This is a genomic window from Chryseobacterium sp. SIMBA_038 (assembly GCF_046535115.1).
Lineage (GTDB): Bacteria > Bacteroidota > Bacteroidia > Flavobacteriales > Weeksellaceae > Chryseobacterium.
Genome location: NZ_JAWRXH010000002.1, coordinates 611143 through 634638, shown reverse-complemented (window position 1 = coordinate 634638; position 23496 = coordinate 611143). Strand labels below are relative to the sequence as shown.

General features: G+C 33.4%; 22 protein-coding genes and 1 pseudogene. 6 read left to right on the top strand and 17 right to left on the bottom strand.

What is annotated here, in order from left to right; all coding sequences use genetic code 11:
- Positions 1-143: 143 nt before the first annotated feature.
- The 11 genes and pseudogenes from SB689_RS09155 to SB689_RS09105 form a co-directional block, all read right to left on the bottom strand.
- Positions 144-880, bottom strand: a pseudogene (locus SB689_RS09155) (metallophosphoesterase).
- Positions 881-1426: an RNA 2'-phosphotransferase gene (locus SB689_RS09150; protein ID WP_410691820.1), complete on the bottom strand. Its 546-nt coding sequence runs from the start codon at positions 1424-1426 to the stop codon at positions 881-883.
- Positions 1423-2403, bottom strand: a complete 981-nt coding sequence (locus tag SB689_RS09145; protein ID WP_410691819.1) for an ADP-ribosylglycohydrolase family protein — start codon at positions 2401-2403, stop codon at positions 1423-1425. The genes SB689_RS09150 and SB689_RS09145 overlap by 4 nt, the downstream gene beginning before the upstream one ends.
- Entirely contained in the window at positions 2403-3089 is a 687-nt protein-coding gene (locus SB689_RS09140) for an SIR2 family NAD-dependent protein deacylase (RefSeq protein WP_410691818.1), read from the bottom strand. Before SB689_RS09140 ends, SB689_RS09145 begins: the two co-directional genes overlap by 1 nt.
- 6 nt (positions 3090-3095) lie before the next feature.
- Positions 3096-5606: a TPR end-of-group domain-containing protein gene (locus SB689_RS09135; RefSeq protein ID WP_410691817.1), complete on the bottom strand. Its 2511-nt coding sequence runs from the start codon at positions 5604-5606 to the stop codon at positions 3096-3098.
- Between the two features lie 17 nt (positions 5607-5623).
- Positions 5624-6097: a macro domain-containing protein gene (locus tag SB689_RS09130; protein WP_410691816.1), complete on the bottom strand. Its 474-nt coding sequence runs from the start codon at positions 6095-6097 to the stop codon at positions 5624-5626.
- A 146-nt stretch (positions 6098-6243) separates the two neighbouring features.
- Positions 6244-7314: an adenylosuccinate synthetase gene (locus tag SB689_RS09125; RefSeq protein WP_410691815.1), complete on the bottom strand. Its 1071-nt coding sequence runs from the start codon at positions 7312-7314 to the stop codon at positions 6244-6246.
- Between the two features lie 3 nt (positions 7315-7317).
- The gene (locus tag SB689_RS09120) at positions 7318-8172 is read right to left on the bottom strand and encodes a hypothetical protein (protein WP_410691813.1); all 855 of its coding nucleotides are present in this window, start codon (positions 8170-8172) and stop codon (positions 7318-7320) included.
- Positions 8173-8174: 2 nt separating this feature from the next.
- Positions 8175-8510 carry a hypothetical protein gene (locus SB689_RS09115; protein ID WP_410691812.1) on the bottom strand — a complete coding sequence of 112 codons (336 nt, stop codon included), beginning with the start codon at positions 8508-8510 and terminating at the stop codon, positions 8175-8177.
- A gap of 80 nt (positions 8511-8590) precedes the next feature.
- Positions 8591-9133, bottom strand: coding sequence for an NADAR family protein (locus SB689_RS09110; RefSeq protein ID WP_410691811.1), 543 nt, complete (start codon positions 9131-9133; stop codon positions 8591-8593).
- Positions 9134-9476: 343 nt separating this feature from the next.
- On the bottom strand, positions 9477-10172 hold the full coding sequence (locus SB689_RS09105; RefSeq protein WP_410691810.1) for an NrtR DNA-binding winged helix domain-containing protein: 696 nt from the start codon (positions 10170-10172) through the stop codon (positions 9477-9479).
- A 400-nt stretch (positions 10173-10572) separates the two neighbouring features.
- Between SB689_RS09105 and SB689_RS09100 the strand changes: the two genes are divergently transcribed.
- Both SB689_RS09100 and SB689_RS09095 read left to right on the top strand, forming a co-directional pair.
- Positions 10573-12432, top strand: a complete 1860-nt coding sequence (locus SB689_RS09100; RefSeq protein WP_410691809.1) for a hypothetical protein — start codon at positions 10573-10575, stop codon at positions 12430-12432.
- Between the two features lie 159 nt (positions 12433-12591).
- Complete coding sequence (locus SB689_RS09095) at positions 12592-12801, top strand: hypothetical protein (protein ID WP_410691808.1); 210 nt, start codon at positions 12592-12594, stop codon at positions 12799-12801.
- 217 nt (positions 12802-13018) lie between these two features.
- On the opposite strand, the gene lepA is transcribed toward SB689_RS09095, so the two are convergent.
- The 6 genes from lepA to SB689_RS09065 all read right to left on the bottom strand — a co-directional run bounded on the left by lepA (position 13019) and on the right by SB689_RS09065 (position 18750).
- On the bottom strand, positions 13019-14815 hold the full coding sequence (gene lepA / locus SB689_RS09090; RefSeq protein WP_410691807.1) for a translation elongation factor 4: 1797 nt from the start codon (positions 14813-14815) through the stop codon (positions 13019-13021).
- A 65-nt stretch (positions 14816-14880) separates the two neighbouring features.
- A complete protein-coding gene (locus SB689_RS09085; RefSeq protein ID WP_410691806.1) occupies positions 14881-15909 on the bottom strand; it encodes a hypothetical protein in 1029 nt (342 codons plus the stop codon).
- A 73-nt stretch (positions 15910-15982) separates the two neighbouring features.
- A complete protein-coding gene (locus SB689_RS09080) occupies positions 15983-17029 on the bottom strand; it encodes a hypothetical protein (protein ID WP_410691805.1) in 1047 nt (348 codons plus the stop codon).
- 102 nt (positions 17030-17131) lie between these two features.
- Positions 17132-17641 (bottom strand): hypothetical protein, encoded by a 510-nt coding sequence (locus SB689_RS09075; protein WP_410691804.1) that lies wholly within the window; start codon positions 17639-17641, stop codon positions 17132-17134.
- A gap of 6 nt (positions 17642-17647) precedes the next feature.
- Positions 17648-18181, bottom strand: a complete 534-nt coding sequence (locus SB689_RS09070) for a hypothetical protein (protein ID WP_410691803.1) — start codon at positions 18179-18181, stop codon at positions 17648-17650.
- 17 nt (positions 18182-18198) lie between these two features.
- Complete coding sequence (locus SB689_RS09065) at positions 18199-18750, bottom strand: RNA polymerase sigma factor (protein WP_410691801.1); 552 nt, start codon at positions 18748-18750, stop codon at positions 18199-18201.
- Positions 18751-18949: 199 nt separating this feature from the next.
- Here SB689_RS09065 and SB689_RS09060 point away from each other — a divergent pair, with 199 nt between their 5' ends.
- From SB689_RS09060 to SB689_RS09045, 4 genes are all read left to right on the top strand, one after another.
- Positions 18950-19699 carry a Rossmann-like and DUF2520 domain-containing protein gene (locus SB689_RS09060; RefSeq protein WP_410691800.1) on the top strand — a complete coding sequence of 250 codons (750 nt, stop codon included), beginning with the start codon at positions 18950-18952 and terminating at the stop codon, positions 19697-19699.
- Entirely contained in the window at positions 19689-20207 is a 519-nt protein-coding gene (locus SB689_RS09055; protein WP_410691799.1) for a KdsC family phosphatase, read from the top strand. The genes SB689_RS09060 and SB689_RS09055 overlap by 11 nt, the downstream gene beginning before the upstream one ends.
- A gap of 10 nt (positions 20208-20217) precedes the next feature.
- Complete coding sequence (locus SB689_RS09050) at positions 20218-20772, top strand: Maf family protein (protein ID WP_410691798.1); 555 nt, start codon at positions 20218-20220, stop codon at positions 20770-20772.
- Between the two features lie 85 nt (positions 20773-20857).
- Positions 20858-23491 (top strand): tetratricopeptide repeat protein, encoded by a 2634-nt coding sequence (locus SB689_RS09045; protein WP_410691796.1) that lies wholly within the window; start codon positions 20858-20860, stop codon positions 23489-23491.
- Positions 23492-23496: the final 5 nt, after the last annotated feature.

Here is a 23496-nt window from a genome sequence, read left to right as displayed (position 1 = left end):
CTACGGAATGACAAACTTTATGTTGAATTTATTTCCCACAGATTGCACAGATTTACACAGATGTTTATGTTTTAATTTTTATAAAAAAATATGCGCAATCATCTGTGTAAATCTGCAAAATTTGTGGGAGCAATTATTTCAATTTAAATATCATTATTCCTTCCTTTTTCATTCGGGTATAAAGATGGAAGCGGATCGCTTTGCCAGAATTCTTTGGTATCAATATCCATGATGGATAAATTTCCGGTGAAAGCTGCTCCTGTATCAAGATTCCAGATATTGGCTTTGTTTACGGGATGTTTCATTCCTAAGTACAACGTTGGCGTATGACCAATGAAAATCTCTTTGTACAAAAGAAACCTTTTAGGATATAAATTGGAGTTCTTTGACAGCTTTTTATCCATTGCAACGGCGGTTTCCCACAAGGTTCTGTCCCAACGGTAGTTGCTGGAATAGACTTCCTTTTCGGGGCCGTGCATAGAAGAATAACCGGCATGAATAAACAAGCGGTTTTCTTCGTCAACGTAATAATTTTTCATCCTTTGAAAAATTCTAAATGCAGATTCAAATCTTCTAGAGAATAATCAGCATAACTTTCAACGGTGCTTTTCCCTCCGTTGGATAGCCAAACATTTGGCGCATCACCTAAAGAAATCCAGTCTTCAGTCCATGCGTCATGATTTCCTTTGATGAAAATACATTCCTGCTTTTCGGAAAGTTCTATTAAAAATTGGATGATTTGTGAAGATTCGCTCCAACCATCAACATAATCTCCGAGGAAAATTAATTTATCATTTTCGGTAACATTGGCTCTTTCAAAAACCTGTTGTAAAGCTTTGAATCCTCCGTGAATGTCGCCGATTACTAATGTTCGTTTCATTTAATTTGAAATGTATTTTGCATCTACATAATCCGTCAGCCAAACCTTATTTTCGGAAAGATAAAATTCGATGCCATCTTCGAACATTTTTTGTGTTCTGATCGTTAGGATAATCGGTTTTCCGTGACGCATTCCAACACTGGTTGCGGTTTCTTTGTCTTGACTTAAATGAACATGTTGTCGACTTCTTTTTTCAATTCCTTTTTCTAGAATGGATTCAATATTATTTTGGGCTGTTCCGTGATACAGAAATTCCGGCGGTTGCTGTGGAATTAAGGCCAAATTAATATCAATCGAATGCCCCTGACTAGCTCTGATTCTTGTTTTATCTTCATTAAAAGCAAATCTTTTTTTAGGGTTTGTCTGTACGATTTCATCTAATTCTTCAAAGGTAATGCCTTCATAAGAATCTCTTTTTGATTTTGTGATTAATTCATCAACATTTGCCCATCCGTTTTCATCCAAATTCAAATCGATGAGTTCGGGATGATGCCTGAGAACATAGCTCAGGAATTTACTTGTTTTTTTCTTTTGTTGTTCGTTCATGGTTTGTGTTTTAATTTCATTAATTTGTTTTCTAATTTACCGCATAAGTTTTCAATATCCTCTTTTCTCACCAACTCAGAAACCCATTCTTCAGGAATATTTTCAAAACCATAATAAATTCCTGCAATTCCGCCTGTGATAGCTCCTGTTGTGTCGGTGTCTTCTCCTAAATTGACTGCTTTCAATACTGCTTCAGAATAACTTTCTGAATTTAGGAAACACCATAAAGAGGCTTCTAAACTGTGAAGAACGTAGCCTGAAGAACTTATTTCTTCCTCTTGCAAAGTATGTAACGGAGCCAAGTCATATTCACCTACTTTTAATTCTAAAATTCGGTGGAATTTATCCATTTCATTTTGAGAACAAATCGGATTCTGATCCAAAAAGTTTCGCACTTTTTCCTGCATTGTTTTATATGCGTCCCATTTATCTTTTCCTGTCAGAATTTCTAAAGCCAATTCCAAATAAATAAAACAAGCCAAAGCAGACCGAATATGTCCATGTGTAATACTAGAAACATCTTTCGTTATTTCAAAGCGCTTTTCAATTGGAAAATCTTTAATATAAAATAATAGTGGCAAAACTCTCATCAAAGAACCATTGCCATTATCAAACTCCGAGGTTCCGCCGCATAATGTTGGAGAAGTTCCTTTGCTAATTCTGTGAATCGCTTGTGAAGTAGCAATTCCAATATCGAAAACTCTTCCGTGTGGAGTCCAGATTTCGGCATTGTACCATTGTAAAAATTTCAAAGCTATATCTTCTAAATCATAGCTCTGACAAAGGCTTTCAGCAAGACATAAAGCTAAAGAACTATCGTCACTCCATGTTCCTGCAGGTTGATGATGTGTTCCTAAAGCTCTCATTTTTGTAACTGGCGAACGTTTTAATTGTTCCCGGCTTCTGAATTCCACCGGAACACCCAAAGCATCACCAATACAAACACCGAAAATTCCGGCTTTTACAATATTTTCCATTAGGCTAGATTTACAAGCTTATCAAACAATAGTTTCATTCCTTTTGTTGCGGTTTCTTTCATGACAACAGCTCTTTGTCCATATCCAAAGCCTGTTTCGTTGGGATTGATTACAATTAAAAGACAATCATCTTTGATGTCGTGAAGTAACCCTGCAGCAGGATAAACCTGTAAAGAGGTTCCGATTACCAAGAAAATATCTGCTTCTTTTGCTTTTTTCGTCGCTTCTTTCATCAAGGGAACATCTTCCCCGAACCAAACGATAAAAGGTCTTAATTGTGCTCCGTCTTCTGCTTTATCTCCGATCTTGATATCATTTTTTTGTTCGTAGATCAAACCTTTATTGTTGCACGAACAAGATTTTAACAATTCTCCGTGGATGTGAAGAATATTTGTTGACCCCGCTCTTTCGTGCAGATCGTCAATATTTTGAGTGATAATTTGAACATCAAAATATTTTTCAAGATCTGCTATTAATTTGTGAGCGTCGTTAGGCTCAACTTCATGGATCTGGCGACGTCTTTGATTGTAAAATTCCAGAACCAATTCTCTATCTTTTCTCCATCCTTCTGGACTTGCTACATCTGTTATACTATGATTTTCCCAAAGACCATCTCCGTCTCTGAATGTTTTTATTCCGCTTTCGGCGCTGATTCCGGCACCGCTTAATATGGTTAGTTTTTTCATTTGTTATTATTTATAAGTACTTAATAAATTAATGAAATCTTTATCGGTTTTGTAGTTATTCCAATCAATATCATCATTGACATATTCAACTCTTATCAGCTTTTTTTCTAGTGTTTCTTTTAAGTATTTTAAAGCATTTTTCTTATCGTTTAAAACAGCATAAATACATGATAAATTATAAGGATTTGTACCTAAAGAATATGCCTTTTTTGCTTTTTCTAAAGCTTCTAATAAAGTAATTTTACGATCTTCTTCTGCTTTTAATAAATATGAATATCTTAATAATCCAAAGCTCCAATTATTTAAAGCATTGGCGCTATTTGGATTTATTTCTAACGCTTCTTTAAAGTTTAAAAAGCTATCCCAATAATTAAATTCATTTTTATTAATAATTCCGATATTTAATTCTGCTAAAGCCATTTGAGAGTAAATTTCATCATTCCTCTTATTGGTTCTGAGAGCTTGTTTATACATTTCAATACTTTCATAAAATAAAATTTCATCAGTTTGAATTTCTGCTAATAAAGAAATAGCATTTCCCCAGTTAAAAAAAGCTATACTATTTTGTGGTTCGATCCTAATTGCATTTTTAAAATAATCAAAACTTTTTTCAAATAAGTTCATGTCATTTTTATTTTTTGCAATTATTGCTTGAATTATTCCACAATTATTATAACCATCATAAGTTTCGGCATTTAATTGAACTGCCTTCTTAAAATTTTCAAGACTTTCTTCAAATAGTTTAATATCATTTTTTACTTGTGCAAAGCTATATAAGACTATTCCAAAATTATAATGAATACTTTCATTTTCCGAAAATACTTTCAATGCATTTCTAAATATTGTTATGCTTTGCTCATAAAGGCTTTCATCACCATCTTGGATTGCTAAATCTTTTAATGCTAAACCTAGATTGTTTGAAATCTCTACAGTTTGTTCATTAGACATTAAAGCTTTTTTGTACATTGAAATACTTTCGATTAATACGTTTTTATCATTATTAATTTTTGATAAAATCTCTAAACAATAAGCCCAATTATAATAAATCTCAGTAAAAAAGGGATTTAATTTTAATACTTTATTAAATTTGGATATGCTATCCTTTAAATACATTGTGTTTTTGGTAATATCGCCAATATGTGTTAGTACCATCCCCCAATTACTGTAAATTATATAATCCGTTTTTAAATGAGTTGCTTTTTCAAATAAGCTTAACACCTCCTCAAAAAAGTATGGCTCACCACATAATATAATAGAATCACATAAAATAAGTGCTAGATTGGAATAAATAAAAGGATTTGTAGGATTAAATTTTAAAGCATTTCTTAAATTCTTAATTGCATTCTTTAAATCTTCTTCGCTCTTATTAAGCCTAAACTTTTGTGCATACTGATTACCCCATTCTCCATAATAATTTCCTAAAGTTTTTAATGCATTATTATATTTATTTTTTTCAATTTCAGCTTCAAAAATAATTGCATCCTTTATCGAAAAATCATGTTTAATTGCTTTCTCAATAATTCGTTGTATTAATTGCTCTTCACTTTCTTTATTTTCAATAATATCTATTGCTTCTAATACTTGCTTTTTGCTAATTTCCATCCTCTCTTGAATTCCTTCAAATAAACTTTTATGTTCACTATTTTTATCAATTTGAATATCTCGAACTGTGTCCAGCATCGTTTTCAAAAAAGAAAATGGTTTATTAAAGATTTCTGGCGTTTGCATCCCTAATTCTGAATGTAGTTTTAAAAAGAATGAATCAGAATCATGTCCTTTTATATGATAAGCATTTGTTCGAGGATTAGTAAATAACTTTTCTTGTACCTTATTTGAAACAGCATTATCATTATACCCAATCCAATAAAGTTCATTTTCAAAACTTCCTACATTAGCAATTTCATCTAAAATCTCATCTTCTCCACTGTAACCAATAACAATCCAAGTTCTATTATGACAAATTCTTTCAAAAATCTTTGGTATAGACAGTTTTATCTTGGTCAGTTCACCTACTGCATTCAAAAGCCATTGTCCATGATGCTGACCATGAAGATATGTGATTGATTTTTCCAAAAATGTTGTGGTTGTAAAATCATTTAGTATAGATACGTCATAAACAGGAGGAATAAAATTAAACATTGCGCAAGCTTTCAACATTAAGTCATCGAAATTAACAGTAAGCACATAATCAATTAACCCTTCTTTCAACATTTGAGCTAAATAAATGTGTGTGACATTTAGCTTTACTTTTTCATTATTGATATAATTATAGAAAAGACTTCTTCTTTCTTGTGCAGATAGAGTTGACATGAGTTTATAATAATCTATTCTATGCTCATCCGTTAACCTTTTAATTGAAGGTTTATGTTTGTGTAATTCCAGAATATCTTTAATAATTTCACTTGCCAAGGGGATTCCTGCAGATGCAGATGCTCCCGCTCCTAAAATTATTATCGGTTTACTTTCTGATTTTTTTATTAAGTAAGCGATATCTTCTATTGTTCTGTTATTTTCCATCAAAATGTCTTGCCTAGTTATTCAAAATCGTAAACATATACTTCCACATTATTCTTCAACAATGTACTTTCAATAATTGGCTCAATTTCTTCCCATTTTCCTCCCGCCAAACCGCAGCCAATTCTCGGCATATGTACACTTGCATTTAATTGTAAGGCTTCATCCGTTAATTTCTCTAAACATTTTTCAACAGCTTCATATCTAATTGGAGGAATTCCTTTTGAATTTGAGATTGTTTTATGTTGACCAATCATATTGCAAATCCAAATATCTTCTTCAACTTGAACTATTTGAATTTCACCAAGATTAAAATTTTCTCCGCTTTGAAACCATTTTCTATATTCAGTTTCGGGATTTTTCCAACGTTTAGAAATTGCCATTACAAAACCTTTTCCCCAACCTCCAATATCATTGCAAATATGAATGATGATTTTATTTCCTTTTGTTTGAGGGTTTGTTGCATCTCCTTTTAAATAATTTATAGTTTTCATGGTTAAATAATGTGTTTTTTATTTTCTTCTTTATGTTTTGGCTAAAGCCGTTGAAATTTATTCATCATTAAAATGGGCTAAAGCCCATTCCTATTGATTTAATGATATATAAAATTATTTTCTTTTAAAATTAATCAATATTATTATCAATTAATTCTTCTAAAATCCTTTGAATATGGAGAATAAGATCCATAAACCTCATCAAATTTCATATCAAGATTTTCTATTTTAAATTCTTCATCCAATTGATCTAAACACGTTACGACCAGATTTTTCTTATTGGCAAAAACATAAGCTTCATCCAATTTTAAAGCATAATTTAATAAGTCATAATCCAAATTACCAAAGCGAAGATCCTTTTGATATTCGTTAAAAATACAGGTTTCTTCTTCATTATTTTTTAGTTTTATTTCATTTTCATTACTCATCCATCCGCTTCCGTGACGGGTTGAATAACTTCTTGTCACATAAAACATTTCTATATTTTCAATCTTCAATAATTTACAAACTTCGTAAGCATTTTTTGAAGTTGTATAGGCAAAAGTAACATTCGGAAAAACGCCATGATCCATATCTAATAAAACTCCCTGACTTCCTTCAAAAATAAGATTGTTAAATGAATTCAGATAAGAATAGCCTTCAATTTTCCAATCAATTGTATCGATGGCTTCTAAAAAATCCTGTAATGCATTTTGGATTTCTTCTCCTTCATCAAAACCATAATAATGGGCAATTCCTTTTAATTTTTCAATCAACATTGATCTTGGGCTGATCAAATCAACAGCAAATAATTTAAATGGACTTTCATTTCTCTTCATCGTTGCGCCGACACCTTTTCCGCAAGTTCCGTGTTCTAAATTTTTGACATTTTTTCTATTGCTTAAAACATCAAAAGGTGTTGTTACTTTTGCCAACGGGTGGATATGCAACTCGATATTTCCGTTTTTCTTTTTTAATTCTTCCCTTTCATTGAATAAAAAAGTCGGATGAATTGTACAATGTTCCGTAAAATATGACGGCAAACCACGCAGCGCTCCACTTGCAAAACTAGAATGAATATGCTTTTTATCATCAATCATCACAGTGTGCGCCGCCTGTTGTCCGCCAGAAAACCTAATAACTACAGACTCAGGATTCTTCTGAGCAAGAAAATCTGTAGTGATTCCTTTTCCTTCATCACCAAAACCTAAGCCTATAATTATTTGTGCAGTTTTCATTTTTTAAAACATTTGAATATTATTAAATCCTCCTAAATCTACTGATCCTGAAGTTCCATTTTTAAATTTATCGCAGACAATTTCTTTAATCACATTTGGAACATCTCTGTAATCTTCTATCGATAAACAGTTTTGTCCTAGCAAATCTTTCCAACCTTTATCTGCTCTAACCGCTTGATCTGAATGCAAAACACTGATGTGAAAAACTTCATATTTTTTTTGAGCTTCTTTCAACAATTCAGTATGCGTAAAAGTCTGTTGACCCGTTCCCATAATTTCTCTGATCGCAGAAGCCGGAAGTGTTTTCAAGCATGGTTCATCGCCTACCGTAAACAATAGTCCTTTCTGATTTCTCTTTTCAAAAGCATCAGTTCTTGTGTGAAAAGCGGCAAAATACCAAGCCAATAAATAACTTTCACCTGCATTTCCTCCACCGCCTGATTCAATATAGGTTCTGGTCAACCACATATCTAATTCTTCATCTCCGGATTCAAACTGACCAACTTGCAAAGGATAACCATCACATTCGTGATCGCCTATTCCTAAGAATAAAAGTGCGGGATCAGGAACTCCGCCCTGGATGATTCCCCCCATTAATTTTGGTAGCCCTTCTTTGATTAATTCATGAGGAATATGTCCCATACTTCCCGTAACATCCAATCCTAAAATAATAGGAACCGAATTCGGGTGAACTGCAGAATCTCTTGATTCTCTAAAAGAAATACCGTTAGGATTCATTGATTCATGTGCCATTCTTTTTGCATTCTGAGTGAAAATTTCACTTGCAGATTTTGATGCATACCCTTCTTTTCTTGCTCTGTCATAACGAGCGTCCATGTCGTATCTTGTACTTCCCATAACTAAAATTTTTTACCAAATAAATATTCAAATCTTTTTGTTGAAACTTCCAGTTGAATATTTAAATTTCTGATTGTTAATGATAATTCTATGTCTTTCTGAACGAATGCTTCCGGCTGAAAATCTGCAAATGTCAAACTGTTTTTGTCTAACGGACTGATATCGATAAGACCTTCCTGTTCACGTTCCAGTCTTTTGATTTTCAGTTCAATGTCTTCAACTCGGCGTCTGTATATCAACTCTGAATCTTCCCCGATGGTTTGGGCTCGATCTTCTCTTATCTGATCATTATTTCTTTGTAATGATTCGATAAATCTTGGTTTTAAGTCTTCTTCCATGTTTTTAAATTTTTTATTTGTGTTAATATTACACTAATTAAAAACTGCATAGTTTTGCCTTAATTCTTTGCGAATTATTTCTATTCTTTTAATAAATCTCTTACTTCCATTAAAGCAAATCCCAACAAATTTTCACCATTCCATTGAAGTGGATTTTGTGCTTTCGGATCTGTTTCCAGCATTCCGATTCCCCAAATTGTATCGTATGGACTGGCTTCTACCAAAAATTTATCATTCGTCGATAAAAGAAAGTCTTTGAATTTTTGATTTTGTGAAAACTTTAAAAGATTTCCTCTTTTTACGATCTCATATTTTTGTTCGTTCCAAAGTTTAGGATCAAAGTTTTTTACTTTTCTACCTAAATTTTTTGCCTGATTTGGAGAGTCTGATTTTAAAATTTTTTCTAAAATTTCATTATCATTAAATAATTTAGCTTTCCCGGCCATCATATAATGTTCGGCAGTTTTATACTCAATCCCGTTTTCTTCGAATTGAAAAGGAAACCATTGACTGAAACAAGCTTTTGTAATCTCCTCTTTTACTGTATGTCCCCAGAAAAATAAGAATTCTATCCTTTCTTTTTTCTGAAATTTTTCTATTGTATTTTGTAGTGTGTATTTCATGATTGCGTTATTGTTACACAAATATAAAACAATATGGTTTTATTAGCCAAATTTATTTGTGTTTATTTTACACTAATTAAATTAAGTGATTGATTTTCAACCATAAAAACTTATTTCATTTAAACAGGAATGACGCAAATATTTTTCACAAATGACACAATTGATTATTTTATATTTAAGTTTTGGCTAAAGCCAATGGATCGTTAATTCATAAAAAAACGGGCTAAAGCCCGTTCCTATTGATGTATATAGTTTGTATTTTTTCTAAAATATTTCTATTAGCTTACATTAAAAATATTTGTAAAAATTAGTGCAAAACATTTGTGTTATTTGTGTTTAGACCTTATTTAATTTCAAAATAAAATCCTTGTTTTTCAAGCTCTTTATATTTCTCCTGATTGAAAGTAAACAATTTTCCCGGTCTGCCGCTGCCTTCTTTTTTAACGTTATTAGTTTCATTCAAAAGTCCGTAGCTCATGATTTTTTTGCGGAAATTTCTACGATCGATTTCCTGTCCGACGATTGTTTTGTATAGATTTTCAAGGTCTGAAAAAGGGAATTCTTCATTAAGAAGATTAAAGCCGATCGGCTGAAATTGAATTTTTGTACGAAGTCTTTTTAATGCGATATCTATAATTTTATCGTGATCAAAAGCAAGCTTAGGAAGTTTATTGACACTGAACCATTGTGCATCATCAGCGTCAGAATCTGCAAACAATTCATGATAGGAAGGGTTCACAAGCCCCAAATAAGCAATAGAAACCACTCTATTTCTAGGATCACGACCAACATTGCCAAAACTATAAAGTTGTTCCAGAAAATCGGGTTTTATACCCGCTTCTTCGTGCAACTCTCTTTTTACTGCGTCATCCAAATTTTCATCATCCAAAACGAGGCCTCCGGGAAGTGCCCAACCACCTTTGAAAGGCTCAATATTTCTTTTGATTAAAAGAAGTTGAAGATCTTTTTTGTCGAAATATCCGAAAATGACGGCATCAACGGCAACTTTTATATCCTGTAGTTTTTTTGGAGATTCCATAAATTAATTTGCGTTACGAATACACAAAGTTACAATTTAGAATCATCAATTTCAACATAAAAATAATAATTCTTTACACAAAAATTTTTATTAAATCTATAAACCATTTAAAATTAAACGATTATGAAAACTTATTATTTGCAGTTTTTGATAAAATAAAAGTGGATGTAAAAGATTCCGGCAATACCAATTTTAGAGAAAAAAAAGGAAATAAATTTGTCCGTAAATAACAAATAACCGCTTCAAATAAGGCGGTTTTTATTGAAATATGGTAAAATCACTGTAAACAAATAGTGATTTTACTTATTGATTTCCTGATAGTTATAATCAACTTTGGTTTATAAAAAGGAAGAAGCCGAAAACCTTACAAGAGTAGGCAAAAATCTAATACACCTAAACCATGAGTCACACTATTAAAGGAAATCTTTCTGCTTATTTATGCGGCAGAGATTGTTCAGAATACCTTAGTCAGGTAAAAGTACGCATTTACCTTCCCTTAGCGGATGTCAATATCGCAGCTGTTTCGTCTGCTGAGATTAAAGACACTTTTAGAGAAGTTACAGAAGAAGAAATTAAGTCTAAACAGGACAGACTTCTTGCAGAAGCAGAAGCAGATATGGAAGGGAATTTCACCATTAAAATTGATGAAAGATATTCCCGTTCTGCATTAGAAATAGACTTTTATTGCGGATCAGTTCCACGTCCTCCGTTGCCACCTAAAAAAGGAAAAGAGAGACAATTTCATATCACAACATTCGTTCCTCAATGGAAAACATCAGAAAATCAGGAAAACTGGATCGCTAATTTCGCTTACATCATTCCGGATAAATGGTGGTGTCTGATTAAAGGACGTTATTTCGATGTTTGGACAATTTGTGGAGTATTAACCGACTGCAAAACAGGAAAGCCCCTTGAAGGAGTCTCTGTAATTGCAATGGACGCCGATTTTATTACCGATGATGAATTGGGAAGAAATACCACAGACAGCAACGGACATTTTAAAATTTATTATACTTCTGTTGAATTTAAGAAAACTTTTCTTTCTCCAATAATTAATATAGAAACAGATGTTACGCTTCCGTTTGCGAGCGGTCCTGACGTCTATTTTCAACTGGAATACGGCGGACAACGGTTTGCATTAGAAACAAAAGCCGACCGACGCAATAATGTAGGCTATTGCTTATGTGTAAAACTTTGCTCAAAAGAACTTATTCCTGTAGATTCTTCTGTTCCACCTTCATTTACGCATTTTGGTCTTACTCAGCATATTCCGATTCAGGCTGGTATTAATTCTGCAACAGGAAAAACGTTGGGAAATTACGCTTTTTTCTCTTCAGTCAATCTGGTTGGTACAATAAGTAAGAAAATCAATGCTCAACCGATGGAATATCTTTTTGAATATCAGGAAGTTGCAAATCCAGCAGATGCTTTAAACCCATCAGGATGGAGTCCTGTCGTTCCCAATATGATTGATAAAACAGTAATCGGTTATCTATGGACATTTACAGGGGATCCTTCCAATCCGATTGCTTACGAACCCTATTTCATCAATGGAACAGGTACAGAAAAAACAGTTACTTTCAACGGAAACTGGATACAGGTGCCACAAGATTCTAATTTTGCCCCTCATGTAGACGCAGAAATATTAAAATTAAACACTGAAAAACTTACAGGAGTAACTTCAATAGATATGGCAATGCCAACCTCAGGAATAGGAAACGCTACGGTATCTGCGGCAAGACCTCATACCTCAAACAGGTATTTTGCCATCCGTATGAAACAAAGACAAGCTGGCGGTTCTGCCACAGTATCAGGAACTTCTAAACCTATCGCTGTTTATAATGTTTTATATCAAAATGTTAATAAATACGGAAGTTGGGCTCATACAACAGTTGACAATCAATATATCGCGTTGTCTGTAGATCTTGAAGAGATTATTTCCGGCAGCAGCGGATGCAGCAAAATAACAACAGATCTGCACATAAAATACGGTGCAAGAAATGAAAATCTCGGCAGCGTAAGTCTTTCCATTGTAGGACCTCACAAACCCGGACAGAGCTTTGGATTTGATACTGTTGCTCTTATGGCAGCACCAGAAACATTTGGGTCTACTCAACTGGTATTTACACCTCCAACTGATACAGTGGCAGATTTATTAGCCTGTGCTTATACTGTTTCCGTTTCAGCGACAGCATTGCTGACTACAGGAGACAGTAATCTTGGTTCATACTATGATTTTGTATCCTTCTGCAAAGTCTAAAAAATAGTAATGATGGGTATTTTATCCTCTTATATTCTATAAAACTGAACATAGGATTGTGATTTACCCATCTCTTGCTTAATAAAATAGTTTCAAACTAAAACAATAGGTAAAAGCCGAAAACCTTAAAAGTAGGCACAAAAACTAATTTATATCATCATGAAAACATTATTAAAAGCCATTATAGTAATCATCATTATTATTGGCGGAGTTTTGATCATCGTTGTCGGGAAAAAACCAATCCCAGAACCGGAATGTATCGTTTGCGGACCCAATCTCGTAAGAATTTTAGGAATTGCTGAAGTAATCCTCGGGCTCGGAGCATTAGTCATCCAGGGAAATCTGGTTGAGAAGCAAAGAAATCTTTGAAATTGTTGGAAAACGCAAAGGCGCAATATTTTTTCCTTTCGACAATTTGTTAAGACGCAAGGATTTTATCTACGATAAAATTTGTAGTAAATATTTTGCTGAAAATCTTTGATTTTCTTGCGCCTTAAAACATAGTTTAAATTAAACTTTGCGCCTTTGCGTTAATCCAACTTAAAAAAATAAAAGACCGATAAAAATTTATCGGTCTTTTTTATATTTAATCGTTTAGTTTTAAAACTGCCATGAACGCTGATTGCGGTACTTCTACTCTACCAATCTGCTTCATTTTTTTCTTACCTTCTTTCTGTTTCTCAAGAAGTTTTCTCTTTCTGGAAATATCTCCTCCGTAACATTTTGCGGTAACGTCTTTTCTTAATGCTTTAATGGTTTCTCTTGCGATAACTTTAGCTCCCAATGCTGCCTGAACTGCAATATCAAACTGCTGTCTAGGAATCAGTTCACGAAGTTTTTCACACATTTTTTTACCGATGTAATATGCATTAGAATCGTGAATTAATGATGATAAGGCATCAACCATATCTCCATTAATCAAGATGTCCATTTTTACTAATTTAGAAGAACGCATTCCGATTGGTGAATAATCGAATGATGCATATCCTTTAGAAATTGATTTCAACCTGTCATAAAAGTCGAAAACAACCTCAGCCAAAGGCATATTGAATGTTAATTCTACTCTATCTGCCGTTAAATAACTCTGGTTTACAATTTCCCCTCTTTTCTCGATACACAGCGTCATAACTGCACCTACGAAATCAGATTTAGTAATAATAGAAGCTTTTATATAAGGTTCTTCAACTCTATCTAAAAGATTGGGATCAATCATTTCAGATGGGTTATTGATCAAAATTGTAGTTTCAGGGTCTTTCTTTGAATATCCGTGATATGATACGTTGGGTACCGTGGTAATAACGTTCATATTAAACTCTCTTTCAAGACGTTCCTGAACGATTTCCATGTGAAGCATTCCTAAGAATCCGCAACGGAAACCGAAACCAAGTGCCGCTGAACTTTCCGGTTCGAAAACCAAAGAAGCATCATTTAGTCTTAATTTTTCAAGTGAAAATCTTAATTCTTCAAAATCTTCAGATTCAATAGGATAAATACCCGCAAAAACCATTGGTTTCACTTCTTCAAAACCATCAATTGCAGCCGCAGCCGGGTTTACGAAAGAGGTAATCGTATCTCCTACTTTTACTTCTCTTGCATCTTTAATCCCGGAAATAATGTAACCTACATCACCACAACTAATTGTTTTCTTTGGAACCTGCTTTAATTTTAAAGTACCTACTTCATCTGCTCCATACTCTTTTCCTGTTGCGAAAAATTTGATTTTTTCGTTTTTAGAAATACTTCCGTTTACCACTTTGAAATATGCTTCAATTCCTCTGAAAGGATTGTAAACAGAGTCAAAGATTAATGCCTGAAGTGGTGCATTGGGATCTCCAACCGGAGCCGGAATTCTATTCACAATCTGCTCAAGCAAATCGTGAACCCCTTCTCCTGTTTTTCCTGAAACTCTAAGGACGTCTTCATATTTACATCCTAAAAGTCCCATAATCTCGTCGGTAACCTCTTCCGGATTTGCAGATGGAAGATCTATTTTATTAAGAATTGGAATGATTTCAAGATCATTTTCTAACGCTAAATAAAGATTACTAATTGTTTGTGCCTGAATACTTTGTGCAGCATCAACAATAAGAAGCGCACCTTCACAGGCTGCAATAGAACGGGAAACCTCGTAAGAGAAATCTACGTGTCCCGGTGTATCAATTAGATTTAAAATATATTTTTCTCCTTTATATTCATAATCCATTTGGATGGCGTGAGACTTAATCGTGATCCCACGTTCTTTCTCCAAATCCATATCATCCAGTGTCTGAGACTGCAACTCTCTCTGAGTAACAGTATTGGTATATTCCAATAGCCTATCCGCCAAAGTACTTTTACCGTGGTCAATATGAGCGATTATGCAAAAATTTCGTATGTTTTTCATTTAAGAACCTTGTAATTTGCAAAGATAAAAAAAAGAGAGACAATGCGTCTCTCTTTTTTCTCATATTATTTAGCTTTATCAAAGCCTTCTGGTAAAATGTAATTTCCTGTAAGCTTATCAATTCCTACTCTATAATACAGAGCATTCTGTCTTCTGATTTTTGTGGCTGCAACATTTATTACACCTACTACAAGACCTCCAATAGCACCAGCTGCTCCTGCTCCTACGATAATCGGGGTACTGCTATACTGCGGAAAAATTTCTTCCTGAGATGCCATTATAAAAATTCCTTCATTGTCTTTTTCAATTTCAATGATACTTATAGGTGTCTTTTTATAAGCAACTCCGTTATCGATGATTGCAAAAACATCTTTACTTAGATTATCATAGCCATCAACTCTTTTAACCCCTTTAATCATCCCATCTTTATTCTTCTTTACTGTAAGTTCTTTATCCGGATTTTGTTCTGCAAATGACTTATAATCTCTATAAACTCCATCCGTAAAAGACTGGGAGGTGTAAATCGGTAGCTGTTCTGATATTACCTTTTCGTAATTTCCAAGATCAGTCTCAGAAACAGGTATATTCAACCCTACCTCAGTATATGAATCCTTTATAATATTAGCTAATTCTGATGATATTTTGGCTGCTATAGCTCTCGTGATATAAGCATGATCTTTCTGCGGATAATCCTTTGAAATTTTAATTTTTTTTAAAAAATAATATTTATCATTTCTTTTTAAAAAGGTAGAAATCTGCATTTCTAAATGTCCCATAACTGATCTTTCGGTAGGTATATCTTTAACCTTTAGATCTTCTAGCATAAGGAAATATTTAGTATTTCCCTGTACCTTATTATCTTCTAAAAACCAATCTGAAAATAATTTTTCCAGATCATCTTTTTCAAATTTAACCTCGTAAGGTTCTTTTCTGTGCGAAACTATCCCTATGGTTTTATCTTCTCGTCTGTCGATTAAAGTAATAGAGTTTGCAAGTTTATTTTTATCCTTTATACTTTGCCTAAGCTCTATAAACTGAGTTTTTTGAGCAAACAATGACCCTGAAAATAAAAGGAATAATAGAATTTGTTTCATCATTTTATATTTTCCGCAAAAGTAAGCATTAGTTTAAAATAAAAGACTCTCACAAAACGTAAGAGTCATTATTTTATTCATTCGAAAAATCATATTCTCCGGTTAAGGGATCAATATAAATCTCAAACATCTCTCCTTTTCTCTCCTTATTTTGCCTTAAACTTCGCTCAAAAATACCTACAAGTCCAATTGCAACACCACCATACATTCCTCCGCCAGCGCCACCACCAACACTCACAAAAACGGCTGAATTTCGAACAGGTAAAATGTATCCTCTGTTACTGACGATGTAAAATCCTTTTTCATTTTTATTTAATTCTAAAAATCCTGAGTATGTTTTCTTGTAAGCTTTTCCATTTTCTACATAAGCAAACATTTCATTCGCTGAAATCTTATCTTTTTTACCGTTTTCTTCTTTTATTGCTCTTAAAACATTTCCTTTGTCATTTTTCTCAAGAATATAATTTCCAATTTCCGGAGTTTGATTTAAGAATGCGGTGTTGTTTAGATAAACTCCATCCTTTAATTGTTCATTTTTATAAGCTTGAGAATTGTTTCTTACATACAATTCATAATCTGTAAGATCATTCATTGTAACAACATTTTCCGTAGGTTTCATCGTATATGTTTTCTTCATAAACATCGCAATTATAACCGGAATATTCTTTACAACAACATCTGATATATTTTTATTCTTAAAGCTGTAAACCGTATCTTTTTTATATAAAAATCTGTAGTTATCACCTTCTTTAAGGAAAGTTTGCGCCGAAAAATCAACATCAGCTTCTGTTTCTTTGCCTACCGTTTCTCCAAGTGTTGTTTTTAATCTTTTTAAAATTAAAACCATCTCGTGCTTTCCACCTTTATGATTACTATCTGTATACCATTGACTTAAATAACTATTAATCGTTGTCGGGAAAACAATTTCTTTCATTTCCTTATTATCACCAAAAGGCATCTCTCCTATCTTTTTATCTTCTCTCTGATCGATTACTTCAAGAGATTTGTAAATATTTCCTTTTGGATTTGATAAATTTCCTCTCTCTTTAATAATTTCCTGAGCCTGTGAAAAGCTGAGAATAGAAACGAAAATAAATGTGAACTGTAAGATTTTTTTCATGTGATAAAAGATTTACTCAAAAATATGAATTTGGTTTAAAAATTAAACGACTCTCACAAAAAAAGATTTGTAAGAGTCGTCCAACATTAAAAAAATAAACTATTATGGTGATTGCCTTTGGCCTCCAGCATTATTGTTTCCGTGAGGTTTTCTTTCATTCATTTTATCTCTCATCATACCCTCAGATTGAAACAGCTTCAAGACTTTCTGGCAAGGAATAACTTCCTGCATTTTATCTGCGTATTTTTTTCTATTATCTAATAATTTTTGCCCCACTTCAAAACTCTGCTGCAATTTCGCTTTTGCTTCATCATCAGATAAAGTTTCCGGGTTAAAATTGGAATTAAACTGGCTTTTTATCTGTTTCTGGTTGTCAAGATATTCATTGTAAAGCTGTGTAAATTCTGCTTTATCACTTGCTTCAATATTAAGATTATCCATCACCATATTATTCCTGAACTTAGCAAGAAGAGCTTTTCTTTCTTCTGGAGAAAGATTATTTATTACCTCTTTTCTTTGTTTAGGGTCCATTTTTTTCCAGTCATAATCCGTTTTTTGGGCATTTAAGCCAAAACCATAAATAATAAAAAGTGTAAATAATATCTTTTTCATCTTTCTTTAATTATATAAATCCAAATAAACATCCTGAGTCGAATTGCTTGCTAATTCTGAAATTTCAGAGTTAGAAAACGAATCTAAATATTCATTCATTTGAGTTTCAGTTTTCTTAGAAACCGGCTTTACTGCTGTTGGTGTAGGAACTTCTTTTGTTTCTATATCCTGTGAAACCAAGCTTCTACTATTTTGATTTACAACTGTTTGATTATTTTTTTCAACAGAAGTTAAATCTGATTTTAAAGTTTCATAAGCGATCTCGCTTTCTGACTTTGGTGCCTGAGTATCCGCAACATACTTTGCTCCGGAATTTCCAGCATCTTTTGCTGAATCATTACTTTGATTAAAAACAAAAGTAGCTCCAAAGATCAATGCTAACGATGCAGCTGCCGCATAAGCCCAATTCAGTTTAAAGATAGGTGCTTTTTTGGTAGCTTTTACATCATTCATTACTTTTTCCTGAATATTTTCAAACAAATTATCAGGAACCTTGTAAATGTTTTTACGTTCTAATTTTTCTATATCGAACTCTTTCATGTTTTGCGTCTCAAAAATTATTTCTCGTAATTTTCTTTTATATATTCTTCAATTTTCTGCTTGGCATAATGATAATTTGTTTTTAATGTCCCTACTGACATATCTACAATTTTAGATATTTCTTCATAAGGCAAATCATCATAATACCGCATCATAAATACCAGTTTCTGCTTTTCGGGCAGGCTTTGTATAGCGTTCTGTAACAATGTCTGTATCTCTTCTGCATCACTTGATACGTTGTCTGCAACAAGATTCTGCATATAATATTCCGGATCTTCATCAGTCTTCTGCATCTTCTTTAATTTGTTTATCTGCTGTAATGCTTCGTTGGTCGCGATTCTGTACAGCCAGGTGTACAACTGACTATCATTTTTGAACTGATGAAAATTCTGATAAGCTTTAATGAATGTTTCCTGCAAGGTATCCTGCGCAAGGTCACCATCCACAATGATCCTTCTTATATGCCAATACAATCTACTTTGATAAGCATCCATCAACGCGCGAACTCCTTTCTCTCGAGTTCGTGGGTTTTGCATCAGCGTAATAATTTCCGCGTCCTTAATCTTCATAAGATGCTTTCATTGTTTTGGATTACAAAAATAATGGAAAGTTAAATTACTTATTCAATTTTTGATCCAAATATTGAAATAATATCAGATCGTTATGCAATAAGTCTCATGCAGTAAGCAATAAGCGCATGTAAAAACTTCCATCTTCCCACATCCAACTTCCTTTCCAAAACTCACTACAAAATCTTATCTTTGTTTTATGCAAATTGTAATTATCGGTTCCGGAAATGTAGCCTATCATCTGGCAAAAGCTTTTGTTCTGAATAACATTCCATTAGCTCAGATTTTTGGAAGGAACGAAAAAGATTTAAATGAAATTTCTGAAGAATTAAATATTCCCTACTCTACAGAAAAACTGGAAGATGCAGATCTGTATATTATTTGTGTAAGTGACAGTTCTGTAGAAAATGTTTCTAAATTAATCACTAAAAAAGATTGTTTAGTTGTACATACTTCTGGTTCGTTACCCAAAGAAATTTTAGTCGGAGAGTACAGAAAATCAAGCTTTTATCCTTTACAGACTTTTTCCAAATCTAAAGAATTGGATTATGAAAAAATTCCTTTTTTCATAGAGACTGAAAATGAAGAGGACAAGAAAATACTTTTTGAAATCGCTTCAAAAATTTCCAAAAATGTGATGGAAAGTACTCATGAGAAAAGAAAATATATTCATCTAACGGCTGTTTTTGCTTGTAATTTTGTGAATCATCTTTTTTCAAGAGCCAAGGAAATTTCAGATTCTCAGGAGATTCCGTTTGATTATTTTTTACCAATAATTGAAGAAACAGTTCAGAAAATCCATGAAATTGAACCTAAATCAGCACAAACCGGACCAGCTGTAAGAAATGATGCACGTATTTTGCAATTGCATGAACAATTATTGAAAGACGAAAGTCTGGAGATCTATAAAACAATGAATCATTCTATTAAAAAAATGTATGAGTTATAAAGAGAAATTAAAAGATATAAAAGCATTTGTATTTGATGTAGACGGAGTTTTTACAGACGGAAGCGTTTATTTGATGCCGGGAGGAAATATGTCGAGAGTTATGAATGTTTTGGATGGTTATGCAGTCGTTAAAGCCTTAAAAAACAATTATTTAATAGGAGTAATTACGGGTGGAAATGATGAAATGGTAAAGCACAGAATCAATTATCTCGGAATTCAGAATTATTACCCAAAATCTCATGATAAAATGATTGATTTTGAAGATTTTAAATCAAAATACAATCTTAAAAACGAAGAAATTCTGACGATGGGAGACGATCTCCCGGATATTCATATGATGGAAACATCTGCTATTGCAACCTGTCCGGAAAATGCCGTTCCTGAAGTGAAAGGAATTTCCGATTATATTTCACCAAAACAGGGTGGAAGTGGAGCAGTACGCGATGTCATTGAGCAGGTAATGAAAGTTCAGGGAAATTGGCATGATGACAATACTCAATCTATTTAATTAATTGAAAATGAAATTATTATTAGCATCACAATCTCCTAGAAGAAAAGAACTTTTGTCAAGTTTAGGATTTGATTTCGAGGTTGTAAAAATAGATTGTGAAGAGATTTTGCCCGAAAATATTGAAATAGGAGAGGCTGCAGCCTATTTGTCTGAATTAAAGGCAAATGCATTCAGAAATCTTGTTGATGATGAAGTTTTATTGACATCTGATACGGTTGTAGCAATTGATAATCAAATCCTTGGAAAGCCGAAAGATGAAGCTGATGCGAAAAAAATGCTGCAGCAGTTATCAAGAACAACGCATCAGGTTTATACAGGAATTACCATTAAAACAATCGATAAAACAATTACAGAAACAGATGTTGCCGATGTAGAGCTTGATGAAATTTCGGATGAAGAAATAGATTTTTATATTAAAAATTACAAACCTTTCGATAAAGCAGGAAGCTACGGCATCCAAGAATGGCTTGGAATGGCGAAAATTAAAAAACTATCAGGCAGTTATTATACCATCATGGGACTTCCTACCCATTTGGTTTACAAAATTTTGAAAGAAATATAAATATTTTCAATATAAAATTTTATTATTTTTACAAAATCATCAATCTTTTGATAATAAAAAGTAAATTGGCTAGTTATATTGAATAATGAAAAAGAACATTTTATTCCTTTTAGTGGCTTGCATCGTTCTCTCTTGCGGATCAAAACCCAAGAGACCCGATCAGCGATCGAAGTTCATGAAAGGGTTTTCCACATATTACAATACACTATTTAATGCTAAAGACGCGTTAAACAGTGAATTTACGAGTAGAGATAAGGCTCATAAAGATAATTTTTATGCTCCGTACATTCCCATTCTTACCTACGAAGATCAACCTTTAGGAAGCGATCTTGGGCAATCTTCTGCCTTCGCTGAAAATACAATGAAAATTGCGGAAGTGAACAATTCTCCCAGTAGAAATGGAGCAGGAAGAGCGCCCGGAGCTCCTCCAGGTGCACCTCCGGGTATGCCAGGCGGACTTAATGGTGGGAATCCAAATAGTCAACTAGAACAAAGCGGTCAACCCGAAAATAAAGGAGCAACTGTTTTGGAAATTGCCGAAGCAAAAGCTTTAAAAGCGATCAACAAATATTCTGTGATCAAAAACGGAGAAGAAAAAAATAAGAAAATCTTTGATGCTTATATCATTCTTGCACAATCAAGAATTTATCAGAATAAATCTGTGGAAGCTTTAGATGCCTTGAACTACGTTTTCACTCATATGAAGGATGACAAAAGGATTCCTTTAGCTAAAACTTATCAGGCTGCAGCTTATGCTCAGTTAAAAGATTATCATAAAGCTCAGGAGATTTTCGCTCAATTGAAAACTGAAGACATTAGTAAAGATTATAAAAAAATATCAAGTATTTACTATGCTGAAGCTCTTTTAGATGCAGGAAAAAAAGAAGAAGCTGCCAAAGAACTTGATAATGCTTTTGAAGTGAATACCAACCGAAAACTGAAAAGTAGAATTGCTTTCCTGAGAGGTCAGGTCTTGGAAGGTTTAAATCAAAACGAAAAAGCGAGAGAAAGCTTCATGGCTGCCTACAAATATGCCAATGATTTTGAATTTGAAGTTAAATCTCAGATAGAAATCGCCAAAACTTTTAACGGAAAAGGTGATTATGAAGGTGCCAGAAAATATTTAGAAAATATCAGTGAAAAAGGAACTTATGGTTCCAGAAAGAATGAATTTTATTACGCTTTAGGTTTAATGGCTAACAAAGCAGGTAAAAAGAAAGAAGCTCAGGATCTTTTCAAGAAATCTTTAAAGGAAAAGGTTTCAGATCAGCAGGTTCGAGGCTTGGCTTACTATGAAATAGGGAAGGATTATCTTGATAAGAACGATTACATTGGAGCCGGAAGTTATTATGATTCTGCGCTTGTTGCAATGACTTATGAGCCTTCAAAAGTGCTTTTAAAGGAACAGTCTATCAACATCAAGAAAATATCGAAAAACTATTATTTAATTAAGAAAAATGACAGTATTCTTACTTTAGCTAAGATGTCTGATGCTCAGAAAACAGATTTTTTCTCTAAACATATCGCCAAATTAAAATTAAAAGAAGAGAAAGAAGAGCTGGAAAGAAGACGCGCAGAAAGAGCCAAAGGCTTTGATACAGGAGATTACAGTGCTAATTCTATATTCGCCAACAGTTCCAATTCTTTTGAAGATTTCGGTACGAGTTCAAAAGGTTTTTATTTCAGTAATACCGGAACTGTTTCGAAAGGTTCTTCAACATTTAAACAAGTTTGGGGAGACAGAGCTTTGGTAGATAACTGGCGTTATTCCAAGAAAATGTCAACGATTGATGATATGAAAAACGAGGCGTTGGGCGTTACATCAGCACCTAATCCAAGACGTTTTGAGCCATCTTTCTACATTGAACAGATTCCGACGGATGTTGCTAAATTAGACCAACTCAAAAAGGACAGAGACACCGCTTCTTTAGGCTTGGGGATCATGTACCAGAATTACTTTACCAATACACCTTTGGCCACAAAAACATTGTACGATCTTGTAGATGTAAAACCTGAAGAAAAAGTAATGTTACAGGCTTTATACGAGATCTTTAACATGAATTATGAGAAAAATCCTCAGATTGCAGAAAGAGCGAAATCAATTTTGTTAAAAGATTATCCTTACACTTCATATGCAGAATTTGCCAGAAATCCTAAAAACAGTTCATTCGTAAAATCTTCCGAAGATGTTCAGAATGAATACAAAAAAGCCTATGCTTTATTTGAAGCCGAGAAGTTTGCGGAAAGTAAGGCCGTCATAGATGCTGCAATTTTACAATATCCTAAAGATGCTTTAGTTCCTAAATTCTCTTTATTGAATGCATTTAATACCGGAAAATCCAGCGGAAAAGAGGTAATGATTCTACAATTGGAGCAAATTGCATTAAATTATGGTAAAACTCCAGAGGGAATCAAGGCTAAAGAAATGCTTAATTATTTGAAAAGTGATCTTTCTTTTCAGGAAACTGATAACAAAGGAAATACCCTTCAAAAACCGGGATCTACGCCTGTACAGCCAAACTCTCAGACATTTAATAATGATCCGGGATCAGTAAATAATCAGAATAATGGGCAAGCTCAAAAAGCTACACCAACGCAACCTTCTCCGGTTGCCAATTCTGCCGCGGTGCTTTTAGATGAAAGCACTCCGCCACCAACTCAACCAGGCAATACACCGGGCCAGAAACCAAAAACTCAAGCTCCTGCAAAACCAAAATAAAATAG

What these genes read in the sequence shown, in the direction of transcription:
- SB689_RS09120 (WP_410691813.1), bottom strand. Translation starts at nt 8,172, where the DNA reads ATGGGAAGTACAAGATACGACATGGACGCTCGTTATGACAGAGCAAGA.
- SB689_RS09150 (WP_410691820.1), bottom strand. Translation starts at nt 1,426, where the DNA reads ATGAACGAACAACAAAAGAAAAAAACAAGTAAATTCCTGAGCTATGTT.
- SB689_RS09115 (WP_410691812.1), bottom strand. Translation starts at nt 8,510, where the DNA reads ATGGAAGAAGACTTAAAACCAAGATTTATCGAATCATTACAAAGAAAT.
- SB689_RS09045 (WP_410691796.1), top strand. Translation starts at nt 20,858, where the DNA reads ATGAAAAAGAACATTTTATTCCTTTTAGTGGCTTGCATCGTTCTCTCT.
- SB689_RS09140 (WP_410691818.1), bottom strand. Translation starts at nt 3,089, where the DNA reads ATGAAAAAACTAACCATATTAAGCGGTGCCGGAATCAGCGCCGAAAGC.
- SB689_RS09105 (WP_410691810.1), bottom strand. Translation starts at nt 10,172, where the DNA reads ATGGAATCTCCAAAAAAACTACAGGATATAAAAGTTGCCGTTGATGCC.
- SB689_RS09085 (WP_410691806.1), bottom strand. Translation starts at nt 15,909, where the DNA reads ATGAAACAAATTCTATTATTCCTTTTATTTTCAGGGTCATTGTTTGCT.
- SB689_RS09100 (WP_410691809.1), top strand. Translation starts at nt 10,573, where the DNA reads ATGAGTCACACTATTAAAGGAAATCTTTCTGCTTATTTATGCGGCAGA.
- SB689_RS09095 (WP_410691808.1), top strand. Translation starts at nt 12,592, where the DNA reads ATGAAAACATTATTAAAAGCCATTATAGTAATCATCATTATTATTGGC.
- SB689_RS09060 (WP_410691800.1), top strand. Translation starts at nt 18,950, where the DNA reads ATGCAAATTGTAATTATCGGTTCCGGAAATGTAGCCTATCATCTGGCA.
- SB689_RS09145 (WP_410691819.1), bottom strand. Translation starts at nt 2,403, where the DNA reads ATGGAAAATATTGTAAAAGCCGGAATTTTCGGTGTTTGTATTGGTGAT.
- SB689_RS09050 (WP_410691798.1), top strand. Translation starts at nt 20,218, where the DNA reads ATGAAATTATTATTAGCATCACAATCTCCTAGAAGAAAAGAACTTTTG.
- SB689_RS09075 (WP_410691804.1), bottom strand. Translation starts at nt 17,641, where the DNA reads ATGAAAAAGATATTATTTACACTTTTTATTATTTATGGTTTTGGCTTA.
- lepA (WP_410691807.1), bottom strand. Translation starts at nt 14,815, where the DNA reads ATGAAAAACATACGAAATTTTTGCATAATCGCTCATATTGACCACGGT.
- SB689_RS09065 (WP_410691801.1), bottom strand. Translation starts at nt 18,750, where the DNA reads ATGAAGATTAAGGACGCGGAAATTATTACGCTGATGCAAAACCCACGA.
- SB689_RS09055 (WP_410691799.1), top strand. Translation starts at nt 19,689, where the DNA reads ATGAGTTATAAAGAGAAATTAAAAGATATAAAAGCATTTGTATTTGAT.
- SB689_RS09080 (WP_410691805.1), bottom strand. Translation starts at nt 17,029, where the DNA reads ATGAAAAAAATCTTACAGTTCACATTTATTTTCGTTTCTATTCTCAGC.
- SB689_RS09125 (WP_410691815.1), bottom strand. Translation starts at nt 7,314, where the DNA reads ATGAAAACTGCACAAATAATTATAGGCTTAGGTTTTGGTGATGAAGGA.
- SB689_RS09070 (WP_410691803.1), bottom strand. Translation starts at nt 18,181, where the DNA reads ATGAAAGAGTTCGATATAGAAAAATTAGAACGTAAAAACATTTACAAG.
- SB689_RS09135 (WP_410691817.1), bottom strand. Translation starts at nt 5,606, where the DNA reads ATGGAAAATAACAGAACAATAGAAGATATCGCTTACTTAATAAAAAAA.
- SB689_RS09110 (WP_410691811.1), bottom strand. Translation starts at nt 9,133, where the DNA reads ATGAAATACACACTACAAAATACAATAGAAAAATTTCAGAAAAAAGAA.
- SB689_RS09130 (WP_410691816.1), bottom strand. Translation starts at nt 6,097, where the DNA reads ATGAAAACTATAAATTATTTAAAAGGAGATGCAACAAACCCTCAAACA.